Source organism: Streptomyces sp. NPDC002884 (assembly GCF_040295245.1).
Taxonomy (GTDB): domain Bacteria; phylum Actinomycetota; class Actinomycetes; order Streptomycetales; family Streptomycetaceae; genus Streptomyces.
In genome coordinates this window covers 523,296-543,338 of record NZ_JBEOVB010000005.1, presented here as the reverse complement: position 1 = coordinate 543,338, position 20,043 = coordinate 523,296, and the positions used below count along the sequence as shown (strand labels likewise).

Annotated in this window: 21 protein-coding genes; 15 read left to right on the top strand and 6 right to left on the bottom strand. The window is 71.3% G+C overall.

Features of this window, described 5'->3' with window-relative positions:
- Nucleotides 1–172 precede the first annotated feature (172 nt).
- The 3 genes from ABT070_RS14705 to ABT070_RS14695 all read left to right on the top strand — a co-directional run bounded on the left by ABT070_RS14705 (nt 173) and on the right by ABT070_RS14695 (nt 2,725).
- Complete coding sequence (locus ABT070_RS14705; protein WP_351759610.1) at nt 173–760, top strand: DUF5998 family protein; 588 nt, start codon at nt 173–175, stop codon at nt 758–760.
- Entirely contained in the window at nt 760–2,004 is a 1,245-nt protein-coding gene (locus ABT070_RS14700; RefSeq protein WP_351759608.1) for an alkaline phosphatase family protein, read from the top strand. Before ABT070_RS14705 ends, ABT070_RS14700 begins: the two co-directional genes overlap by 1 nt.
- Nucleotides 2,005–2,077: 73 nt before the next feature.
- On the top strand, nt 2,078–2,725 hold the full coding sequence (locus tag ABT070_RS14695) for a thymidine kinase (protein WP_351759605.1): 648 nt from the start codon (nt 2,078–2,080) through the stop codon (nt 2,723–2,725).
- Between the two features lie 26 nt (nt 2,726–2,751).
- Here the strand turns inward: ABT070_RS14695 and ABT070_RS14690 are convergent, their stop codons facing one another.
- Entirely contained in the window at nt 2,752–3,552 is an 801-nt protein-coding gene (locus tag ABT070_RS14690) for a VOC family protein (RefSeq protein WP_351759602.1), read from the bottom strand.
- Between the two features lie 220 nt (nt 3,553–3,772).
- On the opposite strand from ABT070_RS14690, the gene ABT070_RS14685 reads away from it, so the two are divergent.
- Nucleotides 3,773–4,624: a sulfurtransferase gene (locus ABT070_RS14685; protein WP_351759599.1), complete on the top strand. Its 852-nt coding sequence runs from the start codon at nt 3,773–3,775 to the stop codon at nt 4,622–4,624.
- A gap of 127 nt (nt 4,625–4,751) precedes the next feature.
- Here the strand turns inward: ABT070_RS14685 and sepH are convergent, their stop codons facing one another.
- Complete coding sequence (gene sepH / locus ABT070_RS14680) at nt 4,752–5,789, bottom strand: septation protein SepH (protein WP_351759596.1); 1,038 nt, start codon at nt 5,787–5,789, stop codon at nt 4,752–4,754.
- 471 nt (nt 5,790–6,260) lie between these two features.
- On the opposite strand from sepH, the gene ABT070_RS14675 reads away from it, so the two are divergent.
- On the top strand, nt 6,261–7,088 hold the full coding sequence (locus ABT070_RS14675; RefSeq protein ID WP_351759593.1) for a hypothetical protein: 828 nt from the start codon (nt 6,261–6,263) through the stop codon (nt 7,086–7,088).
- Here ABT070_RS14675 and ABT070_RS14670 read toward each other — a convergent pair.
- The gene (locus ABT070_RS14670; protein ID WP_351759590.1) at nt 7,012–8,340 is read right to left on the bottom strand and encodes a D-arabinono-1,4-lactone oxidase; all 1,329 of its coding nucleotides are present in this window, start codon (nt 8,338–8,340) and stop codon (nt 7,012–7,014) included. The two genes, ABT070_RS14675 and ABT070_RS14670, sit on opposite strands and share 77 nt — an antisense overlap.
- Nucleotides 8,300–9,538: an MFS transporter gene (locus tag ABT070_RS14665; RefSeq protein WP_351759587.1), complete on the bottom strand. Its 1,239-nt coding sequence runs from the start codon at nt 9,536–9,538 to the stop codon at nt 8,300–8,302. The genes ABT070_RS14670 and ABT070_RS14665 overlap by 41 nt, the downstream gene beginning before the upstream one ends.
- Before the next feature lie 234 nt (nt 9,539–9,772).
- Here ABT070_RS14665 and ABT070_RS14660 point away from each other — a divergent pair, with 234 nt between their 5' ends.
- Both ABT070_RS14660 and ABT070_RS14655 read left to right on the top strand, forming a co-directional pair.
- Nucleotides 9,773–10,900, top strand: coding sequence for a ferrochelatase (locus ABT070_RS14660; protein ID WP_351759584.1), 1,128 nt, complete (start codon nt 9,773–9,775; stop codon nt 10,898–10,900).
- A gap of 8 nt (nt 10,901–10,908) precedes the next feature.
- Complete coding sequence (locus tag ABT070_RS14655) at nt 10,909–11,724, top strand: inositol monophosphatase family protein (protein WP_351759581.1); 816 nt, start codon at nt 10,909–10,911, stop codon at nt 11,722–11,724.
- A 72-nt stretch (nt 11,725–11,796) separates the two neighbouring features.
- Here ABT070_RS14655 and ABT070_RS14650 read toward each other — a convergent pair whose 3' ends face one another.
- Nucleotides 11,797–11,970, bottom strand: a complete 174-nt coding sequence (locus ABT070_RS14650) for a hypothetical protein (protein ID WP_171399964.1) — start codon at nt 11,968–11,970, stop codon at nt 11,797–11,799.
- A 415-nt stretch (nt 11,971–12,385) separates the two neighbouring features.
- Here ABT070_RS14650 and ABT070_RS14645 point away from each other — a divergent pair, with 415 nt between their 5' ends.
- From ABT070_RS14645 to ABT070_RS14630, 4 genes are all read left to right on the top strand, one after another.
- A complete protein-coding gene (locus ABT070_RS14645; protein ID WP_020125132.1) occupies nt 12,386–13,039 on the top strand; it encodes a response regulator transcription factor in 654 nt (217 codons plus the stop codon).
- Between the two features lie 6 nt (nt 13,040–13,045).
- The gene (locus ABT070_RS14640) at nt 13,046–14,287 is read left to right on the top strand and encodes a sensor histidine kinase (RefSeq protein WP_351759577.1); all 1,242 of its coding nucleotides are present in this window, start codon (nt 13,046–13,048) and stop codon (nt 14,285–14,287) included.
- Nucleotides 14,288–14,684: 397 nt separating this feature from the next.
- Nucleotides 14,685–14,981, top strand: coding sequence for a DUF4193 domain-containing protein (locus ABT070_RS14635; protein ID WP_003993510.1), 297 nt, complete (start codon nt 14,685–14,687; stop codon nt 14,979–14,981).
- Nucleotides 14,982–14,994: 13 nt separating this feature from the next.
- Nucleotides 14,995–15,987, top strand: a complete 993-nt coding sequence (locus tag ABT070_RS14630; protein ID WP_351759574.1) for a hypothetical protein — start codon at nt 14,995–14,997, stop codon at nt 15,985–15,987.
- Nucleotides 15,988–16,003: 16 nt separating this feature from the next.
- On the opposite strand, the gene ABT070_RS14625 is transcribed toward ABT070_RS14630, so the two are convergent.
- A complete protein-coding gene (locus ABT070_RS14625; RefSeq protein ID WP_351759571.1) occupies nt 16,004–16,468 on the bottom strand; it encodes a DUF3093 domain-containing protein in 465 nt (154 codons plus the stop codon).
- 58 nt (nt 16,469–16,526) lie between these two features.
- Between ABT070_RS14625 and ABT070_RS14620 the strand changes: the two genes are divergently transcribed.
- The 4 genes from ABT070_RS14620 to ABT070_RS14605 all read left to right on the top strand — a co-directional run bounded on the left by ABT070_RS14620 (nt 16,527) and on the right by ABT070_RS14605 (nt 19,803).
- The gene (locus ABT070_RS14620; protein WP_351759568.1) at nt 16,527–17,111 is read left to right on the top strand and encodes a PaaI family thioesterase; all 585 of its coding nucleotides are present in this window, start codon (nt 16,527–16,529) and stop codon (nt 17,109–17,111) included.
- Nucleotides 17,108–17,659: a dUTP diphosphatase gene (gene dut, locus ABT070_RS14615; RefSeq protein WP_351759565.1), complete on the top strand. Its 552-nt coding sequence runs from the start codon at nt 17,108–17,110 to the stop codon at nt 17,657–17,659. The genes ABT070_RS14620 and dut overlap by 4 nt, the downstream gene beginning before the upstream one ends.
- 1 nt (nt 17,660) lies before the next feature.
- Nucleotides 17,661–18,425: a DUF3710 domain-containing protein gene (locus ABT070_RS14610; RefSeq protein ID WP_351759562.1), complete on the top strand. Its 765-nt coding sequence runs from the start codon at nt 17,661–17,663 to the stop codon at nt 18,423–18,425.
- A gap of 199 nt (nt 18,426–18,624) precedes the next feature.
- Nucleotides 18,625–19,803 carry an alginate lyase family protein gene (locus ABT070_RS14605; protein ID WP_351759559.1) on the top strand — a complete coding sequence of 393 codons (1,179 nt, stop codon included), beginning with the start codon at nt 18,625–18,627 and terminating at the stop codon, nt 19,801–19,803.
- Nucleotides 19,804–20,043 lie beyond the last annotated feature (240 nt).

Genomic DNA, 20,043 nt, shown 5'->3' with positions numbered 1-20,043 from the left:
GGCGGGCCCCCCGGGCGCGGGCCCGGCGCGTCCGCCCCCGCCCCCGGGCGGGGGGCCCCCCGGGGGGGGCGCCCCCGGCGGGGGGGCGGGGGCGCGCCCCGGCCGCCGCCGACGTACCGGAGCGGTACTGAGCGGTGCCTCGCAGTCAGTGGGTCCCCGTAGGATGGAGGGCATGGCCAAGACCAGTACGACGACCCAGGGGCTGCGCGCGGCGATCGAGCGCAGCGGCTACTACCCGGCCCTCGTGGCCGAGGCGGTGGAGGCCGCCGTGGGCGGCGAGCCGATCCGGTCGTACCTGGTCCACCAGGAGACCACGTTCGACCAGAACGAGGTGCGTCGGCATGTGACCGTGCTGGTCCTCACCGGCAACCGCTTCATCGTCAGCCACACCGACGAGCAGGCCGCCGACACCACCTCCCCGACGCCGTACGCCACGACGTCCACGGAGTCCGTGAAGATCGGCCGGATCTCGTCCGTCGTGCTCAGCCGGGTGGTCGCCAACCCGGAGTCGTACACGCCCGGCACCCCGCCGCGCGAGGTCGTGCTGACCATCGGCTGGGGCGCCGTCTCCCGTATCGACCTGGAGCCGGCCGCCTGCGGCGACCCCAACTGCGACGCCGACCACGGCTACACCGGCAGTTCGACGGCGGACGACCTCAGCCTGCGCGTGAGCGAGGCCGGCGACGGCCCGGAGACGGTCCGCCAGACGCTCGTCTTCGCGCAGTCGCTCTCCGAGGCGACAGCGGACGTAACCCGCTGATGTCCCACCCGCCCACCTCCGCCGCCCATGATCGAGGGCGCTCCGTGCCCGCCCCTTCCGCTTCCGCCCCCTGGGACTTCCCCGAACCGCTCGCCGTCGGCTCCGCGCCGGTCCCCGAGTACGGCTCCGGCTCCCTCGCCGACCTGCTGCCCACGCTGGCGGCCGGCATGGGCGTACCCGGCACGACCGCGGCGATCCCCGAGCTCACCCCGGCCGACCGCAACTGCGTCTTCCTGATCGACGGCCTCGGCTGGGAACAGATCAAGGCGCACCCCGACGAGGCGCCCTATCTCCACGCGCTGCTCGGCAGCTCGCGGGGCGGCACCGGACGTCCGCTCACCGCCGGCTACCCGGCGACCACCGCGACCTCCCTCGCCTCCGTCGGCACCGGTCTGCCCCCGGGCGCGCACGGCCTGCCCGGCTACACCGTGCGCAACCCGGCGACCGGCGCCCTGATGAACCAGCTCCGCTGGCAGCCGTGGACGGACCCGGGTGTCTGGCAGCCGTATCCCACGGTCTTCCAGCTCGCCCACAAGGCGGGTGTGCACGCCGCCCAGGTGTCGTCCCCCACCTTCCAGAACACCCCGCTGACCAAGGTCGCGCTCAGCGGCGGAACGTTTCACGGGCGGCTGACCGGCGAGGAGCGCATGGACTTCGCCGCCGAGCAGCTCGCCGCCGGCGACCGCTCCCTCGTCTACACCTACTACGCGGAGCTGGACGGCGCAGGGCACCGCTACGGCGTCGCCTCCGACACCTGGCGCGGCCAGCTCATGTACGTCGACCGGCTCGTCCAGCGCCTCGCCGAGCAGCTCCCGCCGCGCAGCGCGCTCTACGTCACCGCCGACCACGGCATGGTCGACGTGCCCTTCGACGAGGAACACCGCATCGACTTCGACGCGGACTGGGAGCTGCGCGCCGGGGTCGCCCTGCTGGGCGGCGAGGGCCGCGCCCGCCATGTCTACGCCGTGCCGGGTGCCGAGGACGACGTACTGACCTGCTGGCGCGAGGTGCTCGGCGAGCAGTTCTGGATCGCCTCGCGCGACGAGGCGATCGCCGCGGGCTGGTTCGGGCCGCAGATCGACGACCGGGTGTACGCCCGCCTCGGCGACGTGGTCGCGGCCGCCCGGGACGACGTCCTGATCATCGCCTCCGAACGGGAGCCCAAGGAGTCGGCGATGGTCGGCAACCACGGCTCGATGACCCCTGCCGAGCAGCTGGTCCCGCTGCTCGAAGTACGCTCCTGACGCCCGGAACCGTTCCCTCCCCCCGATCCTCTCCCCCGACCTTCACCCTTCACCGAAAGGCGCTCGACTCCCCATGCCCGAGCTGGTGTTCTTCTCCGGAACCATGGACTGCGGGAAGTCGACGCTGGCTCTCCAGATAGAGCACAACCGTTCCTCGCGCGGTCTCCAGGGCATGATCTTCACGCGGGACGACCGCGCGGGCGAGGGCAAGCTCTCCTCCCGTCTGGGCCTGGTCACCGACGCGGTCGAGGTGGAGGACGGTCAGGACCTCTACGCCTCCCTCGTCGACCACCTCTCGCACGGCGGCCGCGCGGACTACGTGATCGCGGACGAGGCGCAGTTCCTGGCCGAGGAGCAGATCGACCAGCTCGCGCGCGTGGTCGACGACCTGGACATCGACGTCTACGCCTTCGGGATCACCACCGACTTCCGCTCCAAGCTGTTCCCCGGCTCCCAGCGGCTCGTCGAACTCGCCGACCGGGTCGAGGTCCTCCAGGTCGAGGCGCTGTGCTGGTGCGGCGCGCGTGCCACGCACAACGCCCGCACGCTGGGCGGTGTCATGGTCGTGGAGGGCGCCCAGGTCGTCGTCGGCGATGTCGACCAGGCGGACACGGTCGGCTACGAGGTCCTGTGCAGGCGCCACCACCGCCGGCGTATGACCTCGGCGTCGTCGCGGGCGGCGGCCCTGTCGCCGGACGTGCTGCCGGTGCAGCAGGTCTAGCCGCCGGCCGCTTCAGGGACCGTCCCTCACCGAGGTCCCTGGATCAGGGAGAAGTGGGCACCCTCGGGGTCGGCGACGCCCGCCACTCGCCCGTGCTCGCCGTCCTGGGCCGGCTCGAGGACCCGCCCGCCGAGTTCGACGACGCGGCCGAGCGCCGCGTCCGTGTCGGCCACCTCGAAGAACGTCGTCCAGTGCGGTCCCCGGTCCCGGGGCAGCGCGGTGCCCACCCCGTGGATGCCGGCGACCGGACGGCCGGCGACGTGCAGGGTCACGCGGTCGAAGTCGGCGGACACCACCGTCTCCTCGTAACCGAAGACCGTCTCGTAGAACTTGCGGACGCCCGCGGCCTCGTAGGTCGTCAGCTCGTTCCAGGCGGGGGTGCCGGGCACGCCGGTGATCGTGGTGCCGACATGGGCCGCCGCCTGCCAGACGCCGAAGACGGCGCCGGAGGGGTCCGAGCCGATGGCCAGCCGGCCGGCGTCGGAGGCGTCCAGCGGGCCGACCCCGATCGTGCCACCGCACAGCCGGACCGTTTCGGCGGTCGTGTCCACGTCCTCCGAGGCGAAGTAGGGCGTCCAGGCGACCGGGAGGTGGCTGTCCGGGGGCAGTTGGCCGATCCCGGCGACCTCGCGGCCGTCGAGCAGCGCCCGCGCGTAGGGGCCCAGCGGCTGCGGGCCGGGTCGGAACTCCCAGCCGAACAGCTCGCCGTAGAACTCCTGCGTCGCCGTCAACCCGTGCGCCATCAGACTCACCCAGCAGGGTGTACCGGGCGCGTACCGGGCGTGTGCTGCGCCGATCGGGCCGGCCGACCCACCTGCCTCGGTCATCGTCACTCTCTCCTCGGCCCCTTGCGGTGGCCGTGTCGCTTCCGCCCTCGGAGGATGCCTGATAGGGGGTTTCTCGTTGGTTTACGCGTGGTTGTCGCCGTATGTCGATCGCCTGTACGGCATGTGCTCGATCCCGTACGCCCCGTGATCGAGCCTGTCCGGCCGAGCAGATTAGCCGGACATGGGCGATGGGGCCACCCCGTACGCGAGGATGGTGACCATGAACGCCATCATCACCGCACCGGAACTGGCCGGCGACCTGGCGGGGGAGAATCCGCCCGTCGTCCTCGACGTCCGCTGGCAGCTCAGCGTGGCAAAGGCGGCGGGGGAGCCGCCGTTCGACGGGCGCGCCGCGTACGCCGACGGGCATGTGCCCGGCGCGGTCTACGTCGACCTGGACCGGGAGCTCGCCGGAGCGCCGGGCGGCCGCGGCCGGCATCCGCTGCCCGACCTCGCGCTGTTCGGTTCCGCGATGCGCCGGGCGGGCGTCTCGGCGGGCAGGCCGGTGGTCGTGTACGACGGCGGGCAGGGCTGGGCGGCGGCCCGCGCGTGGTGGCTGCTGCGCTGGACGGGTCACCCGGACGTGCGGGTCCTCGACGGCGGGTTGCCGTCCTGGCAGGGGGATCTCTCGGGCGACGTCCCCGCGCGCGTGGAGGGCGACTTCGAGCCGGTGCCGGGCGCCACGGGACTCCTCGACGCCGACGGGGCCGCCGCTCTCGCAGGTTCCGGAGTGCTGTTCGACGCCCGCGCGGGGGAGCGGTACCGGGGTGAGGTCGAGCCGATCGACCGGGTCGGCGGGCACATTCCGGGCGCCGTCTCCGCGCCTACGAACGAGAACGTGGGCCCGGACGGCCGCTTCCTGTCCCCCGAGGACCTCAAGGACCGCTTCAAGGCGCTGGGGGCGTCCGACGGCACCGAGGTCGGCGTGTACTGCGGCTCGGGTGTCTCCGGCGCCCACGAGGTGCTGGCCCTGGCGGTCGCGGGGATCCCGGCGGCCCTGTACGTCGGTTCCTGGTCGGAGTGGTCCTCGGACCCGGCCCGGCCGGTCGCCGTGGGTCCCGGCCCCCGGTAGTCCCGCCGCGGGGACACGTGGGGGAGGGCCGCGTCGAACAGGTGCGGCCCTCCCCCACGTATGTACTGGCGTGTCCACCGGATTCCGCGAACCGGCCGACGCCCCGGGCGAGTTGCCCGAGGGCCGGTTACTCCTGCTTCTTCCGCCGGGTGCCGAACACGATCTCGTCCCAGCTGGGCACGGCGGCCCGGCGGCCCGGACGGACGCCGTCCGCCTCGGCCTGCCGGTCGGTGGCGCCGACGAGACGGTCGCGGTGGCTGCCGACGGAACGCGGCATGAGGACGTCCGCGTAGGCGGATCCGGCGGAGGCGGCCGGCGCCGGGGGTTCCTCGGCGACGGGCTCCTGCTCGTCGGGCTCCTCCGGGGCGGGCTCCGCCGGGCGTTCCGGGACGACCATGTCGCCACGGAAACTCGGCACCGCCTCCAACAGGCTGGTCAGCGAGTCGCGTTCCCGCTCGCCGATGCTCTCCTCGGCCGGTTCGGACGGCTGGGCCGGCAGACCGGGCCGGTCGAGCGCGCGGTCCAGCGGACGGTCGCGCGGCAGCCGTGCGATGCGCGGGACGAACGGAAAGCTGGGCTCGGGAGCGGCCAGGTCGTCGGACTCGCCGATCAGCGAACGCGCCTCGTCGTCGACGGCCTGGACGAGCCGCCGGGGCGGGTCGTACGTCCAGCTCGCCGAGTGCGGTTCGCCCGCGACCAGGTAGACCAGCAGGACTTCCCAGGTGCCGTCGTCGCGACGCCACGAGTCCCACTGGACGGTGTCCTTGTCGGCGCCGCGCAGCAGCAGCCGTTCCTGGACGGCCTCACCGAGTTGGGGACCGGCGTTCTCACCGGGCCGACGGACCGGGGTCTTCCGGGCCCGCTCGGCCATGAAGGCGCGCTCGGCCAGCACGGGGCCCTCGAAGCGGCGCACACGGTCGACGGGGATGCCGGCCATCTGGGCCACTTCTTCCGCGGTGGCACCGGCACGTATGCGCGCCTGGATGTCGCGGGGGCGGAGATGGCTCTCCACCTCGATCTCGATCTGGCCGAGGCGGGGACGGTCGCCGCGGACGGCGGCGCGCAGACGCTCATCGATCGGAAGCGTGTACTCCGTACTGTCCGCAGCCTTCAGCACCAGCCGTGTGCCGTCATTCGAGACGGCCACGACACGCAGTTCGGGCATGGGGACCTCCCGGGTGGTGCCTGCCGACGTCACGTGCGTCGCTGCTTCCGCTAGTCGAGTGTGGCCTGCCCGGGTGCAGCCTGCCACAACCTTGCCGAGTTGCCCGGCGTGTCGCGCTCAGGTCCTGCGCCGCCGTTATGGCACGGTTACCTGTCCGCCACGCTAAGTGACCAACACCGTCACCCTGTGCAACTAGCCCCCCTCAAGCGGTCCAGCGAGGCCCCGGACATCCTGGAGGGAGACCGGGCCCAGGGCTGGCAACAGTACTCCATTTGGGCCACGTGCGTGGATTGGCGCGCCATCCAACTTCTGTCGAGAGGTGGGACTTGGCCGTCCCTGGCGGGCATTTCGCGATCTTGGGCGTGGCGTAGTTCACGCAATCTCCCGAAAAGGAACTATCGCTTTCGTCCGTACGTCCCCTTCTTGTGCAGTTGATTCATCAAGTGCGGGAAAGGCAGGCAAGCTCCCGGTATGCGTGAAAGGCCCGAAGCCGTTGGTGAGTCGAGTACCGGGGAGGAGGTGAAACGGAAGCGGATCGACCTGAGCGTGCCTCAGGTCGCGGGCAGCGCCGTGGCCGCGGTGGTGGCCGCGAAACTCGCCTCGTACTTCGGGGTCTACGGCACCATCCTCGGCGCGGGCCTGGTCAGTGTCGTCGCCACCTGTGGCGGATCGTTCTTCCAGCACTTCTTCAGGCGCACCGGGGAGCAGTTCCGCGAAGCGCAGCCGCACGACCGCCGGCCGGTCGCGCAACCGGCGGTGCGAACACCGCCCACCACGGGCGAGTTCACGGAGGGCACCGTCCACCGTGCCCGGATCGGGCGCCGCAGGCGACCGGTGGTGGCGGCCGCGCTGGTCTTCGGGGTCGCGATGGCCGGCATCACCACGTACGAGCTGGTCTCGGGCGACAGCTTCAGCGGCGACCGGAGCACGACGGTCACCCAGGCGGTCACGGGCGGCGGTTCCTCGTCCGGTTCCCCGGCCGGATCCTCCGACGAGGACCCGGCCACCACCACGCCGTCACCGTCCTCGTCCCCGGCTCCCTCTTCCTCGACCGGGGCGCCGGCTCCCTCGGGCGGGGCGTCCTCCCCGGCGAGCGACGGCGGTCAGGACACGGGCGCCGGCACCGGCGACGGTACGACGGGCGGGACCGCGCCGACTCCCACGGCCACGGAGGACGGCACCGGGGCCGACGGCTCGGCGGCCCCCGCACCCACGGAGTCCGCTACGGCCCCAGAACCCTCCGCAAGTAGTCGTTCTGGAACAGGCGATCAGGATCCAGCCGATCCCGCAGCGCCGTGAACTCGCCGAAGCGCGGATAGACACCGGCGAAGTACTCGGCGTCCCTCGTGTGCACCTTGCCCCAGTGCGGCCGGCCCTCGTGCGCGGTGAAGATGCGCTCGGCGGCGGTGAAGTACCCCTGGTAGGGCACGCCCTTGACCATGTGGACGGCGATGTAGGCGCTGTCGCGTCCTGAGGCGGTGGACAGGGTGATGTCGTCGGCGGGCGCGGTGCGCACCTCCACGGGGAAGCTGACCCGAAGCCCCGAGCGGTCGAGCATCGCCTTCAGCTCGCGCAGCGTCTCGGTCACCGCCTCGCGCGGGACGGCGTACTCCATCTCCACGAAGCGCACCCGGCGCGGGGACGTGAAGACCTTGTAGGGGATGTCCGTGTAGGTGCGCGCGGACAGGGCCTTGCTGGACACCTGCGCGATGGTCGGGATCGTGCCGGGCACCGCCCGGCCCACCCACTGGGCCACCTGGAAGACACCGTTGGAGAGGAACTCGTCCTCGATCCAGCTCGAGACCTGGCTCACCGGTTCGCGGGGGCCCGCGCTGCGGTTGTTGCGCTTGGTGTTGGTGCTGCCGGTGTGCGGGAACCAGTAGAACTCGAAGTGCTCGTTCTCGGCCCACAGTTCGTCGAAGTCGGCGAGGACCCTGTCCAGGGGCATCGGTTCCTCCCGCGCGGTGAGCAGGAAGATCGGTTCCACGGCGAAGGTGATCGCGGTGACGATGCCGAGGGCGCCCAGGCCGATCCGGGCGGCGGCGAAGAGCGCGCGCTCCTCTTCGGTCCCCTTCTCCGAGCAGCTGAGCACCGAGCCGTCCGCCGTGACGAGTTCCAGGCCCTTGATCTGGGCGGCGATGGAGGCGGACTCGCGGCCGGTGCCGTGCGTGCCGGTGCTGGTGGCCCCGGAGACCGTCTGTTCCATGATGTCGCCCATGTTGGTGAGCGACAGGCCCTCGCGCGCGAGGGCCAGGTTGAGCCTCTTGAGCGGGGTGCCGGCCTCGACCGTGACGGTCATGTTGTCGCGATCGATGTTGCGGATGCCGGTCAAGAGTTGAGGGCGGATCAATACACCGTCGGTCGCCGCGATCGACGTGAAGGAGTGGCCGGTCCCGACGGCCTTCACCTTCAGCCCGTCCTCGGCGGCCCGACGCACGGCCTCGGCCAGTTCGTCGACGGAAGCGGGCGTGACCTCCCGCGCGGGGCGTGCGGCGACATTGCCGCCCCAGTTACGCCACGTGGCGTTCGTCCCGCTCGCTGTGCTGCTCAACGGTGCCTCCCCGACCCGGAGCCGGCCTGCTCAGCCGGCGGTACCCCAGGAAACCGACCGCGACCGCGACGGCTCCGGACACCGCCGGAACCCCGTACCCGGCCCGTGCGCCCGCCGCGTCGATGACCCAGCCGGCTATGGAGGAGCCGAGCGCGACGCCGACCGCGAGTCCGGTGCTGATCCAGGTCATGCCCTCGGTCAGTTGTGCGCGTGGTACGTGCTCTTCGATGAGGGACATCGTGGTGATCATCGTGGGAGCGATGGCCAGACCCGCAAAGAACAGCGCCACGGCCAGAAACGGCAAGTTTCCGACCAGTAGGAGGGGGATCATACTCACGCCCATCATGAACACGCCCAGCAGCCAGCGACGTTCCGGTGCCCCCTTGAGGTGCAGCAGGCCGAACACGAGCCCCGCCACGCAGGAACCGGCCGCGTAGACGGCCAGGACGACGCTGGCGGCGCCCTTGTGGCCCTGCTCGTCGGCGAAGGCGACGGTGACCACGTCGACCGCCCCGAAGATCGTTCCGGTCGCCACGAAGGTGACCGCCAGGACCTGGAGCCCGGGTGAGCGCAGGGCCGAACCGCCGCGGCTCTGCTCGCGCGGGTGCGGCGCGGGCTCGGTGGCCCGCTGGGACGTCAGCCAGAAGACCCCGACCGCCAGGAAGCCGGCCGCCAGCAGCGGTCCCGCCTCCGGGAACCAGGCCGTGGACAGTCCGATGGAGATGATCGGCCCGAAGATGAAGCACACCTCGTCCACGACGGACTCGAAGGAGTACGCGGTGTGCAGTTGCGGCGTGCCCCGGTAGAGGGCCGCCCAGCGCGCCCGGATCATCGCGCCGAGGCTCGGCACGGAACCGATCCCGGCGGCGCACACGAACAGCACCCAGTCCGGCCACTCGAAGTGCGCGGCCAGCAGCAGCCCGGCCGAAGCGGCGAGCGCGACCAGCGTCGCGGGGCGCAGCACCCTCCGCTGACCGTGCACATCCACCAGGCGCGAGATCTGCGGCCCGAAGGCGGCCGCCGCCAGCGCGATGGTCGCCGACAGCGCGCCCGCGAGCCCGTAGCGCCCCGTGAGCTGGGAGACCATCGTGACCACGCCGATGCCCATCATCGACAGCGGCATCCTGCCGACGAGACCCGCGGCGGAGAAGCCCTTGGAGCCGGGGGCGGCGAACAGGGCGCGGTACGGGCTGGGCACGGGGTCTCCGGTGGGTCCGGGCACGCGCGCGTGACGGCTCGGCGCGGCGTGAGGGAAGGCGGCTCGGCAGGGACTCGGTAAGGCGTGCGGAGAGCCCGGCAGAACCGGTAAGGCGTGAATGCAGCTCATACAGCTTACGAAGTTAGGCAACCCTAACGCATCCGCTCATGCGCGACGCCCCGCCCGGCACCCCGCCGTTCACCGCCTGTCGGAGGCGGGTGGCAGGATCGACTCATGCGAGACGCGCTCGATGCCACCCCCTACGACGCCCTGCTCCTGCTCTCCTTCGGCGGCCCGGAAGGCCCGGACGACGTGGTTCCGTTCCTGGAGAACGTGACGCGCGGGCGCGGCATCCCCAAGGAACGCCTCAAGGAAGTGGGCCGGCACTACTTCCTGTTCGGCGGGGTCAGCCCCATCAACGACCAGAACCGCGCCCTGCTGGACGCCCTGCGCAAGGACTTCGCCGACCACGGCCTGGACCTGCCGATCTACTGGGGCAACCGCAACTGGGCCCCGTACCTCACGGACACCCTGCGCGAGATGGTCACCGACGGCCGCCGCCGCATCCTCGTCCTCGCCACCAGCGCCTACGCCTCGTACTCCGGCTGCCGCCAGTACCGCGAGAACCTCGCCGACTCGCTGGCCGCGCTGGAGGCCGAGGGACTCGAACCGCCGAAGGTCGACAAACTGCGGCACTACTTCAACCACCCCGGCTTCCTGGAGCCCATGATCGAGGGGGTGCTGCGGTCGCTGGCCGACCTCCCCGAGGAGGTGAGGGACGGCGCGCACCTCGCCTTCTCGACCCACTCCATCCCGAACGCCTCCGCGGACACCTCCGGCCCGGTCGGGGACCACGGCGACGGCGGGGCGTACGTGAAGCAGCACCTGGACACCGCACGGCTCGTCGCCGACGCCGTCCGCGAGCGCACCGGAGTGGACCACCCCTGGCAGCTCGTCTACCAGTCCCGCTCCGGCGCCCCGCACATCCCCTGGCTGGAGCCCGACATCTGCGACCACCTGGAGGAGCGGCACGCGGCCGGCGTCCCGGCCGTCGTGATGGCCCCCATCGGCTTCGTCTCCGACCACATGGAGGTCCTCTACGACCTCGACACGGAGGCCAGGGCCAAGGCCGAGGAGCTGGGCCTGCCGGTGCGCCGCTCGGCCACCGTCGGCGCGGACCCGCGCTTCGCCGCCGCGGTCCGTGAGCTCGTCCTGGAGCGCGCGGCGACGGAGAGCGGCCTCGAGGTCACCCCGTGCGCCCTGGGGGCGCTCGGCGCGAGCCACGACCTGTGCCCGGTCGGCTGCTGCCCCGCCCGCGCCCCCAAGCCCGCCGCCGCGGGCGCCGACAGCCCCTACGCGTGAGGAACGGCGTGACCGACCCCCTGTACACGGAACTGCTCGAGCTCGCCAAGGAGGCCGCCCGCCGGGCAGGCGAGCTGCTGCGGGACGGCCGTCCGGCCGATCTCGCGGTCGCCGCCACCAAGTCGAGCCCGATCGACGTGGTCACCGAGATGGACATCGCGGCCGAGAAACTGATCACGGGTTTCCTCTCCGAGCACCGCCCCGACGACGGCTTCCTCGGCGAGGAGGGCGCCTCCAGCGAGGGCAGCAGCGGGATCCGCTGGGTGATCGACCCCCTCGACGGCACGGTCAACTACCTCTACGGACTGCCCACCTGGGCCGTCTCCATCGCCGCCGAGCAGGACGGCGAGACCGTCGCCGGGGTCGTCGAGATCCCGATGCGCGGTGAGACGTACCACGCGGTGCGCGGCGGCGGGGCGTGGGGGAGCGGCGCCCGGGAGGGCGAGCGCGCCCTGGCCTGCCGTCCCGCGGCGCCCCTCGACCAGGCCCTGGTCTCCACCGGCTTCAACTACGTCACCGAGGTCCGCGCCCACCAGGCCGACGTCGCGCAGCGCCTGATCCCGCTGCTGCGGGACATCCGGCGCAGCGGCTCGGCCGCGGTCGACCTGTGCGACGTGGCCGCCGGTCGCCTCGACGGCTACTACGAGCGCGGACTGCACCCCTGGGACCTCGCCGCGGGCGACCTGATCGCCCGGGAAGCGGGCGCGCTGACCGGTGGACGGCCCGGAGAGCGCCCCGCACGTGACCTGGCGGTGGCAGCAACCCCCGGCGTCTTCGAGCCCCTCCAGCGACTCCTGGAGGACTTCGGCGCCTGGCACGACTGAGGCTCCCGCGCGGCACGCGGAGGGGCCCCGGCGCTGGATTCGCCGGGGCCCCTCCGTGTACCTGCGAACTGCTCAGACGCTCGTCGCGCCGACCTCGACACCGTGCTCGGCGGCGAGGCGGCGCAGGTCGTCGAGCTCGGCCTGTTCCACCTCGACGAGGAAGTCGTCGCCCTCGTCGCGAGCCCGCGTCAGGTCGGACTCGGTCGTCCTTATGCGGTGCAGAAGACCTGCGGTGAATGCGTCCATGCTGCGCCCCCTCGTCCTGGGTCGTGGGTCGGTGGCACGGGGGTGTGCCGGTTGGGAAGGGGCGATCACGTCTGCCACAGGTGCCCAGCGCTGCCCGGCCGGGCGGCGACGGTGCCGGACACCCCCGCCGCTCTGCGGAAAACGGACCGCGGAGTACCGCATGGTGCTGCGGCACATGCAGAGCGTGATCGCGGGGTGTAAAGCCGTCCTCCCCCTGCTCTCTTCCGCGGAAACCTCAACCTCACGAGAAAATCTCGCATTCCCGGGCTTCACACCCGTCCTTCATCTCCCGCGCACCCGCCTTACCGCCGACTTATGGCCGAAAAGGGCAGGATGGAGGCCCACGCTCACCCAGACCCCTGCCCGACTGCGCTCACAGAGCGCTACGCGGGTGGACACAGGAAGGACAAGCGACGTGCGCGTACTCGTCGTCGAGGACGAGCAGCTGCTCGCCGATGCGGTGGCCACCGGACTGCGCCGGGAGGCCATGGCCGTCGACGTCGTGTACGACGGTGCGGCCGCCCTGGAGCGCATCGGCGTCAACGACTACGACGTGGTCGTCCTCGACCGGGACCTCCCGCTCGTCCACGGCGACGACGTCTGCCGCAAGATCGTCGAACTCGGCATGCCCACGCGCGTGCTGATGCTCACGGCCTCCGGTGACGTCAGCGACCGTGTCGAGGGCCTGGAGATCGGCGCCGACGACTACCTCCCCAAGCCCTTCGCCTTCAGCGAGCTGATCGCACGCGTGCGTGCCCTCGGCCGGCGCACCAGCCTGCCGCTGCCGCCCGTCCTGGAGCGGGCCGGCATCAAGCTCGACCCCAACCGCCGCGAGGTCTTCCGCGACGGCAAGGAGGTCCAGCTCGCGCCCAAGGAGTTCGCCGTCCTGGAGGTCCTGATGCGCAGCGAGGGCGCGGTGGTCTCCGCGGAGCAGCTCCTGGAGAAGGCCTGGGACGAGAACACCGACCCGTTCACCAACGTCGTACGCGTGACCGTCATGACGCTCCGCCGCAAGCTGGGCGAACCTCCGGTGATCGTCACCGTCCCCGGTTCCGGCTACCGGATCTGATCCGCCGTGGCGTCGACACCCGCGCCTCCCCAGGCGCCCCCGAAGCCCACCTGGGACCCCAGGAGCCCGCAGACCCCGTTCCCCTGGCTGCGCCCGACCATCCGGATACGGCTCACGCTGCTGTACGGCGGGATGTTCCTGATCGCCGGCATCCTGCTGCTGTCGATCATCTACCTGCTGGCCGCGCAGGCCCTCCACGAGGGCGGTGGCGGTCAGGCCCTGCAGGTGAGCGGGGCCAATCTCAAAGTCACCAGTGTGAGCTGCCCCGCCGTGAACTCCGCGACCGGGGACGAGATCAACTCGGTGCTCAAGCAGTGCGACGCCGTTCAGCGGCAGCACGCCCTGGACGACCTCCTCAGCCGGTCGCTGCTGGCCCTCCTGGGCCTCGCCGTGATCGCCTTCGCGTTCGGTTACGCGATGGCCGGCCGGGTGCTGTCCCCGCTCGGCCGGATCACCCGGACCGCGCGCGCGGTGGCGGGTTCGGACCTGTCCCGCCGGATCGAGCTGGACGGGCCGGACGACGAGCTGAAGGAGCTGGCCGACACCTTCGACGACATGCTGGAGCGTCTCCAGCGGGCCTTCACGGCGCAGCAGCGCTTCGTGGGCAACGCCTCGCACGAGCTGAGGACACCGCTGGCGATCAACCGCACGCTGCTCGAAGTGCATCTCTCCGATCCGGACGCGCCGGTGGAGCTGCAACAGCTCGGCAGGACGCTGCTGGCCACCAACGAGCGCAGCGAGCAGCTCGTCGAGGGTCTGCTGCTGCTCGCCCGCAGCGACAACCAGATCGTCGAGCGCAAGCCGGTCGACCTCGCGGAGGTCGCCGAGCAGGCCATCGACCAGGTGCACGGGGAGGCGGCGGCCAAGGGTGTGGTGATCCGCGGGGAACAGAAACCCGCGGTCGTCCAGGGCAACGGCGTCCTGTTGGAGCGGATCGCGCTGAATCTCGTACAGAACGCCGTACGGTACAACGTGTCCGAGGACGGCTGGGTCGAGGTGACCACCGAGGTCCAGCACGGGCAGGCGGTCCTCGTCGTGTCGAACACCGGCCCGGTCGTACCCGCCTACGAGATCGACAATCTGTTCGAGCCCTTCCGTCGCCTGCGTACGGAGCGGACGGGCAGTGACAAGGGGGTCGGGTTGGGCCTGTCCATCGTGCGGTCCGTGGCCCGGGCGCACGGCGGCCATATCGCGGCCCGGCCGCGTGAGGGGGGTGGGCTCGTGATGCGGGTCACCTTCCCCGTCTGAGATCATGTCGCCGACACACGCGGGGATGTTCGCTTTGCGCGGAATTTTCTGGGTCCTGACCCGGGTTCCCCGTGTGTGATCGATCACAAGGGCGAATTTCGGTCCATCTACTCTCCGTGATCATGAATGACGTCGTAAAGCCCGGAAAATCCGGGTTTTCAGGGGTCCTGATCACGGGAAGTACACGGTGAGACGCCTTTGAAGTGCGGCATTCGGACCGTGTACGGTCCCGATCGCCATCCCAGCCGATCACTCGTGAGGAGTTCGGTTGGGTGTCGATTGAGTAACAGACCTTGATGTGAGGCAAAATCTCCGCCTCGGGGCGGGCACAAGTCCGGCCTCTCACGCGTTACGTGCGCTGGAGACACCAGCAGATACCCAGAGGGGGAGAGGCGAAATGGCTACCGATTACGACACCCCACGCAAGACCGATGACGACGTCGACTCAGACAGTCTCGAAGAACTGAAGGCCAGGCGGAACGACAAGTCCGCCTCCGCAGTCGACGTCGACGAATTCGAGGCCGCGGAGGGGCTCGAGCTGCCCGGCGCAGACCTCTCGAACGAGGAACTGGCCGTCCGGGTGCTGCCGAAGCAGCAGGACGAGTTCACTTGCATGAGCTGCTTCCTGGTGCACCACCGCAGCCAGCTGGCCCGGGAGAAGAACGGCCAGCCGATCTGCCGCGACTGCGACTGAGGCGGGGTCGGCCGTGACTGGCTCGACCCCACCTCGGAAGCGCCGCTTCCCCCCGTGGGGAACGGACAAGGGGCCCTCCCACGGCCCTCACGGCGTGCGTGACGACGAGCGAGGCTCATCCGGTACGGGAGTGGTCCCTGCGGGATCGGCCTCGCTCGAACCCGCGGCTGACCGGGCTGACCACCCGGTGCCGACGCGGAGCGCCGCCCCCGTCGCGAGGCGGCGGGCGGCGGTCATCCGGGACAGGGCGACGGACCTGGCCCGGGAAGGCGCCCGCAAGGGCGGGAACCGGGCCAGGGCGGGCCTGGGACACCTCGCCGACCGGATCATCGACCTCGCCCCACGGGTCCCCGTACGGGACCTCCAGACGCTGCGCAGGCAGTTCCCCGGGCTCGGGCCCGAGCAGCTCGCGGACAAGCTCGTGTCGGGCGCGGCGAACGCCACGTCCACCGTGGGAGCGGGCATCGGGGCGGCGGCGATGCTTCCCGTGCCGCCCGCGATGCCGACCGAGCTGGCCGCGGAGATCACCGGGGTCGCGGCGATCGAACTGAAACTGATCGCCGAACTCCACGAGGTCTACGGCATGCGGCCGGCGGGCGGTCTCAAGGACCGCAGTACCGCGTATCTGCGCTCCTGGTCGGGCGAACGCGGCGTCGACGTCATGAAGCCGTCCTCGATCAACTCGGCGCTCGGCGGCCAGATGAAGCGTGAGCTGCGCCAGCAGATCATGAAGCGCATGGTCCGTGACCTGCCGATGCTGATGCCCTTCATGGTGGGCGCCGCCGTCGGAGCGGTCATGAACCGGCGGGACACCAGGAGAGTGGCCGCGAAGGTGCGGGCCGACCTGCGGAAGATGCAGGTCCCCTGGGAGGCGCTGCCGGATCTTCCGCCGCTGGAGAGGCCGGCGGAGCCCCTGGCCATGGGGGAGATCTCCAGGAACCCCCTGGGGCCCGACGACCCGGAGAACCCTGAGAACCCTGAGAACCCCGGAGAGCTCGGGCGCTGAGGGCTCGGCGCTCCGGCTACGCCGTCGCCTCCCGCGCCGCCTTCAGCGCCTCCGCCAGACGCTCCGGCTCCCGCGTCGACAGGTACAGGTAGGGCGTGGGGTCGTCCGGGTCGGTGACCTCGACCCGCAGGGCCCCCGGGATGTAGGAGCGCAGCAGCAGGAAGGCCCGGGTGTCGGCCTTGTAGGTGCGCCAGGCGCGAGCCTCGTCGGCGTCCAGGATCTCCGCCTCGCCCAGGGCCGCCACCGGGATCTTCGCCTCGCCCGCGATCAGCGAGTCGCCGACGACGCGGATGCGCAGGGAACCGTAGGAGCTGGCCACCACCGCCGCGGCCGCGGTGCCGCCGACCAGACCGCCGAGCAACGGCAGGGTGCCGAAGGGCAGCAGGATCAGGGCCATGGAGACACCCACGAGGAACGAGACGAACCACCACGACCGGGGGGCGGTGAGGCGTTCTTCGTACGGGGTGGTCGAGAGCTGCATGGAGCCAAGCTTGGCACGGTGTCCTGATACGGCGGACGCGCGGGTAAGGTCTGCGGCTGTGAGTGGTACTTCCGCAGCTCTTGAGCCTCCGGCCGATGCCGTGAAACCCGTCCGGCACCCCGACGCTCCCGTGCCCGGCGAGCTTCTCGGTGCCCACTACGAACACTGTTTCGGATGTGGCGGCGAGCAGACCCATGGGCTGCATCTGGAGGCGCGGGCCGGTGAGGGAGTGACCGTCACCGCCGAGTTCACCGTGCAGCCCGCCCATCAGGGCGCGCCCGGCCTCGCGCACGGCGGGATCCTGGCCACCGCCCTCGACGAGACGCTCGGCTCGCTGAACTGGCTGCTGCGGACGATCGCCGTGACCGGACGGCTGGAGACCGACTTCGTCCGTCCCGTGCCGGTCGGTACCACGCTGTATCTCGAGGCCGAGGTGACGGCGGTGGCCAGGCGCAAGATCTACTCGAGTGCCACCGGACGGATCGGCGGTCCCGACGGGCCGCTCGCCGTCCGCGCCGACGCGCTCTTCGTCGAGGTCGCGGTCGAGCACTTCGTGAGCCACGGCCGTGAGGCGGAGATCCGGGCTGCCATGAGCGACCCGGACCAGATCAGGCGCACCCGCGCCTTCGAGGTGAACCCGTGAGCCGCGACCCCCTGAACGTCCTGATCCGGCGCGTCGACCCCGACGTACCGCTTCCGACGTACGAGCACCCGGGCGACGCCGGGGCCGATCTGCGCACCACGCGCAGTCACGAACTCGCGCCGGGGGAGCGGGCCGTACTGCCCACGGGGGTGTCCGTCGCCCTGCCCGAGGGGTACGCGGCCTTCGTGCACCCGCGCTCGGGGCTGGCCGCCCGGTGCGGCGTCGCCCTCGTGAATGCCCCGGGGACGGTTGATGCCGGGTACCGTGGGGAGATCAAGGTGATCGTGGTGAATCTCGACCCGCGCGAGTCCGTGCGGTTCGAGCGCTTCGACCGGATTGCCCAACTGGTCGTCCAGCAGGTCGAGAGGGTCCGCTTCCAGGAGGTGGCGGAGCTTCCCGAATCGGCGCGGGCCGCAGGGGGCTTCGGGTCCACCGGCGGGCATGCCGCCGTGGGCGGTGAAAGCGGTACAAGCGCCTCGGCCGCCGAGGGCGGCGCGACGGGTGGGAATCGATACGCATCGGTCGTATCCGACCGGGAAGGACAGTGACGTGTTCGGACGTCGCAAGAAGAAGGGTGCCGCCGAGGACGCGGCCGGCGAGGCCGAGCAGGTCGTCGACAGTGTCGACGCTGAGGCGGACGACGTGGAGGGCGAGCGCGAGCGGGTGCGGCTCGAGCCGGAGCCGCGGCCCGACGGGCCCTGGGACGACTCGGAGGTGCGCGACCCGGCCGAGGGCCGCGTGGACCTCGGCGGGATCTTCGTGCCCGGGGTCGACGGCATGGAGCTGCGGGTCGAGGTAGCCGGTGACGCCATCGTCGCGGCGACCGTCGTGCTGCGCGACAGCGCCGTCCAGCTCCAGGCCTTCGCCGCTCCCAAGCGTGAGGGCATCTGGGGCGAGGTGCGCGAGGAGATCGGCTCCGGCATCACCCAGCAGGGCGGCATCGTCGACGAGGTCGAAGGCCCGCTGGGCTGGGAACTGCGCGCCCAGGTGCCGGTGCAGCTGCCGGACGGCACGGGTGGCTTCCACGTCGTGCGGTTCGTCGGCGTGGACGGCCCCCGCTGGTTCCTGCGCGGAGTGATCTCGGGTCAGGGCGCGGTGCAGCCGCAGGCGGCCGGTCTGCTCGAGCAGATCTTCCGGGACACCGTCGTGGTCCGCGGCGAGGGCCCGATGGCGCCCCGTGACCCGATCGTCCTCAAGCTGCCGAACGACGCGCAGATGGTCCCCGAAGGTGTCCAGCAGCAGGACGACAGCTCCCGCTTCTCCGGCGGCATGGGCCAGCTCCAGCGCGGACCGGAGATCACCGAGGTCCGCTAGTCCACGACCGGCGGACCGCACGCACGACGGCAAGGGCCGCACCCCGCACGGGGTGCGGCCCTTTGTCGTGCTCGCGTCCAGCGCTCTTCTCGTGTGTGAACCCTTGACGGTCCATTGGTCTGGACCTACGGTCTCCGCTCAACGCCTGAGTTCATAAGGGCGCTCTGTGTTCACATACACGAACGAGAACGGAGCTGCTGTGCGTCGAACCGCATTCCTGGTGACCGTCACCGCCCTGGTCCTGGGTGCCCTCGTGTCCCCGAACGTCCCGCGGGCCCAAGCCGCCCCCGCCGCCTTCGCCCACCCCGGGGTCACCGTCTCCCGGGCGCAACTGGACTTCGTCCGGGGCAAGGTCGACTCCGCGGCCCAGCCCTGGAAGGGCGCCTTCGATCAGCTTCTGGCGAGCAAGTACGCCAGTCTGAGCCGCACCCCCAAGCCCCGCGCCGTGGTCGAGTGCGGGTCCTACTCCAACCCGAACTACGGCTGCACGGACGAGCGGGAGGACGCCCTCGCGGCGTACACCGACGCCCTCGCCTGGTACGTCACACGGGACGAGCGGTACGCGAAGAAGGCCATCGAGCTGATGGACGCCTGGTCGGCCGTCGTCAAGGACCACACGAACAGCAACGCGCCCCTCCAGACCGGCTGGGCCGGCTCGTCCTGGCCCAGGGCCGCCGAGATCATCAAGTACACGTACAACGGCGGCTGGGCGGGCTCCGGCCGCTTCGCGACCATGCTGCGGGACGTCTACCTGCCCGAGGTCATCAACGGCTCCAACTCCAACGGGAACTGGGAGCTGTCCATGACGGAGGCCGCGATCGGCATCTCCGTCTTCCTCGAGGACAGGACGTCGTACGACAAGGCCATGGCGAAGTTCCGCACCCGCACGGCGGCCTATGTCTACCTGGCCTCCGACGGCGATCTGCCGAAGACCGTGCCGAGCCAGAACCTGAACACCCGGGACAAGGTCGTCGCCTACTGGCAGGGGCAGGGCACCTTCGTCACCGGTCTGACCCAGGAGACCTGCCGCGACCTCACCCACACCGGGTACGGCATCTCCGCGATCTCGCACGTCGCCGAGACCAGCCGGATCCAGGGACAGGACCTGTACGGCACCGACCTCGGCGAGCGGCTGCGGCAGGCCCTCGGCTTCCAGGCCAAGTACGAGCTCGGAACGGCCGTCCCGGGCTGGCTGTGCGGCGGCTCGCTGAACCAGGCGCTCGGCCCGGTCACCGAGGTCGGCTACAACGCGCTGCACAACCGCCTGGGCATCGCGATGAGCAACACCCAGACGCTGACCCTCCGGAACCGCCCGGCCGGCAGCAACAACCTCTTCGTCGCCTGGGAGACGCTCACCCACGGGGACAATCCCGCGTGACCCGGTGCCCGTGACTCCGGGTCCGTGACCCGATGTGCGTGACCGGATGAGCCTGAACCGATGTGCGTGAACCGATTCGGGGGGCTCGCCCGATCAAGGGGTGAGGGGCGCCGGTGTCCGTCTCGTCGCGTCAGGGTTGCGTCAAAGGCGCCCCTCACCCTTCAGCTCGTCCCTTATGCCGGAACTGCTGGCCGTAAGGTCGACGCTGCGTACGCAGGAGTCACGGGAAGACAATGAGGC

What these genes read in the sequence shown, in the direction of transcription:
- ABT070_RS14705 (WP_351759610.1), top strand. Translation starts at nt 173, where the DNA reads ATGGCCAAGACCAGTACGACGACCCAGGGGCTGCGCGCGGCGATCGAG.
- ABT070_RS14700 (WP_351759608.1), top strand. Translation starts at nt 760, where the DNA reads ATGTCCCACCCGCCCACCTCCGCCGCCCATGATCGAGGGCGCTCCGTG.
- ABT070_RS14695 (WP_351759605.1), top strand. Translation starts at nt 2,078, where the DNA reads ATGCCCGAGCTGGTGTTCTTCTCCGGAACCATGGACTGCGGGAAGTCG.
- ABT070_RS14690 (WP_351759602.1), bottom strand. Translation starts at nt 3,552, where the DNA reads ATGACCGAGGCAGGTGGGTCGGCCGGCCCGATCGGCGCAGCACACGCC.
- ABT070_RS14685 (WP_351759599.1), top strand. Translation starts at nt 3,773, where the DNA reads ATGAACGCCATCATCACCGCACCGGAACTGGCCGGCGACCTGGCGGGG.
- sepH (WP_351759596.1), bottom strand. Translation starts at nt 5,789, where the DNA reads ATGCCCGAACTGCGTGTCGTGGCCGTCTCGAATGACGGCACACGGCTG.
- ABT070_RS14675 (WP_351759593.1), top strand. Translation starts at nt 6,261, where the DNA reads ATGCGTGAAAGGCCCGAAGCCGTTGGTGAGTCGAGTACCGGGGAGGAG.
- ABT070_RS14660 (WP_351759584.1), top strand. Translation starts at nt 9,773, where the DNA reads ATGCGAGACGCGCTCGATGCCACCCCCTACGACGCCCTGCTCCTGCTC.
- ABT070_RS14650 (WP_171399964.1), bottom strand. Translation starts at nt 11,970, where the DNA reads ATGGACGCATTCACCGCAGGTCTTCTGCACCGCATAAGGACGACCGAG.
- ABT070_RS14635 (WP_003993510.1), top strand. Translation starts at nt 14,685, where the DNA reads ATGGCTACCGATTACGACACCCCACGCAAGACCGATGACGACGTCGAC.
- ABT070_RS14625 (WP_351759571.1), bottom strand. Translation starts at nt 16,468, where the DNA reads ATGCAGCTCTCGACCACCCCGTACGAAGAACGCCTCACCGCCCCCCGG.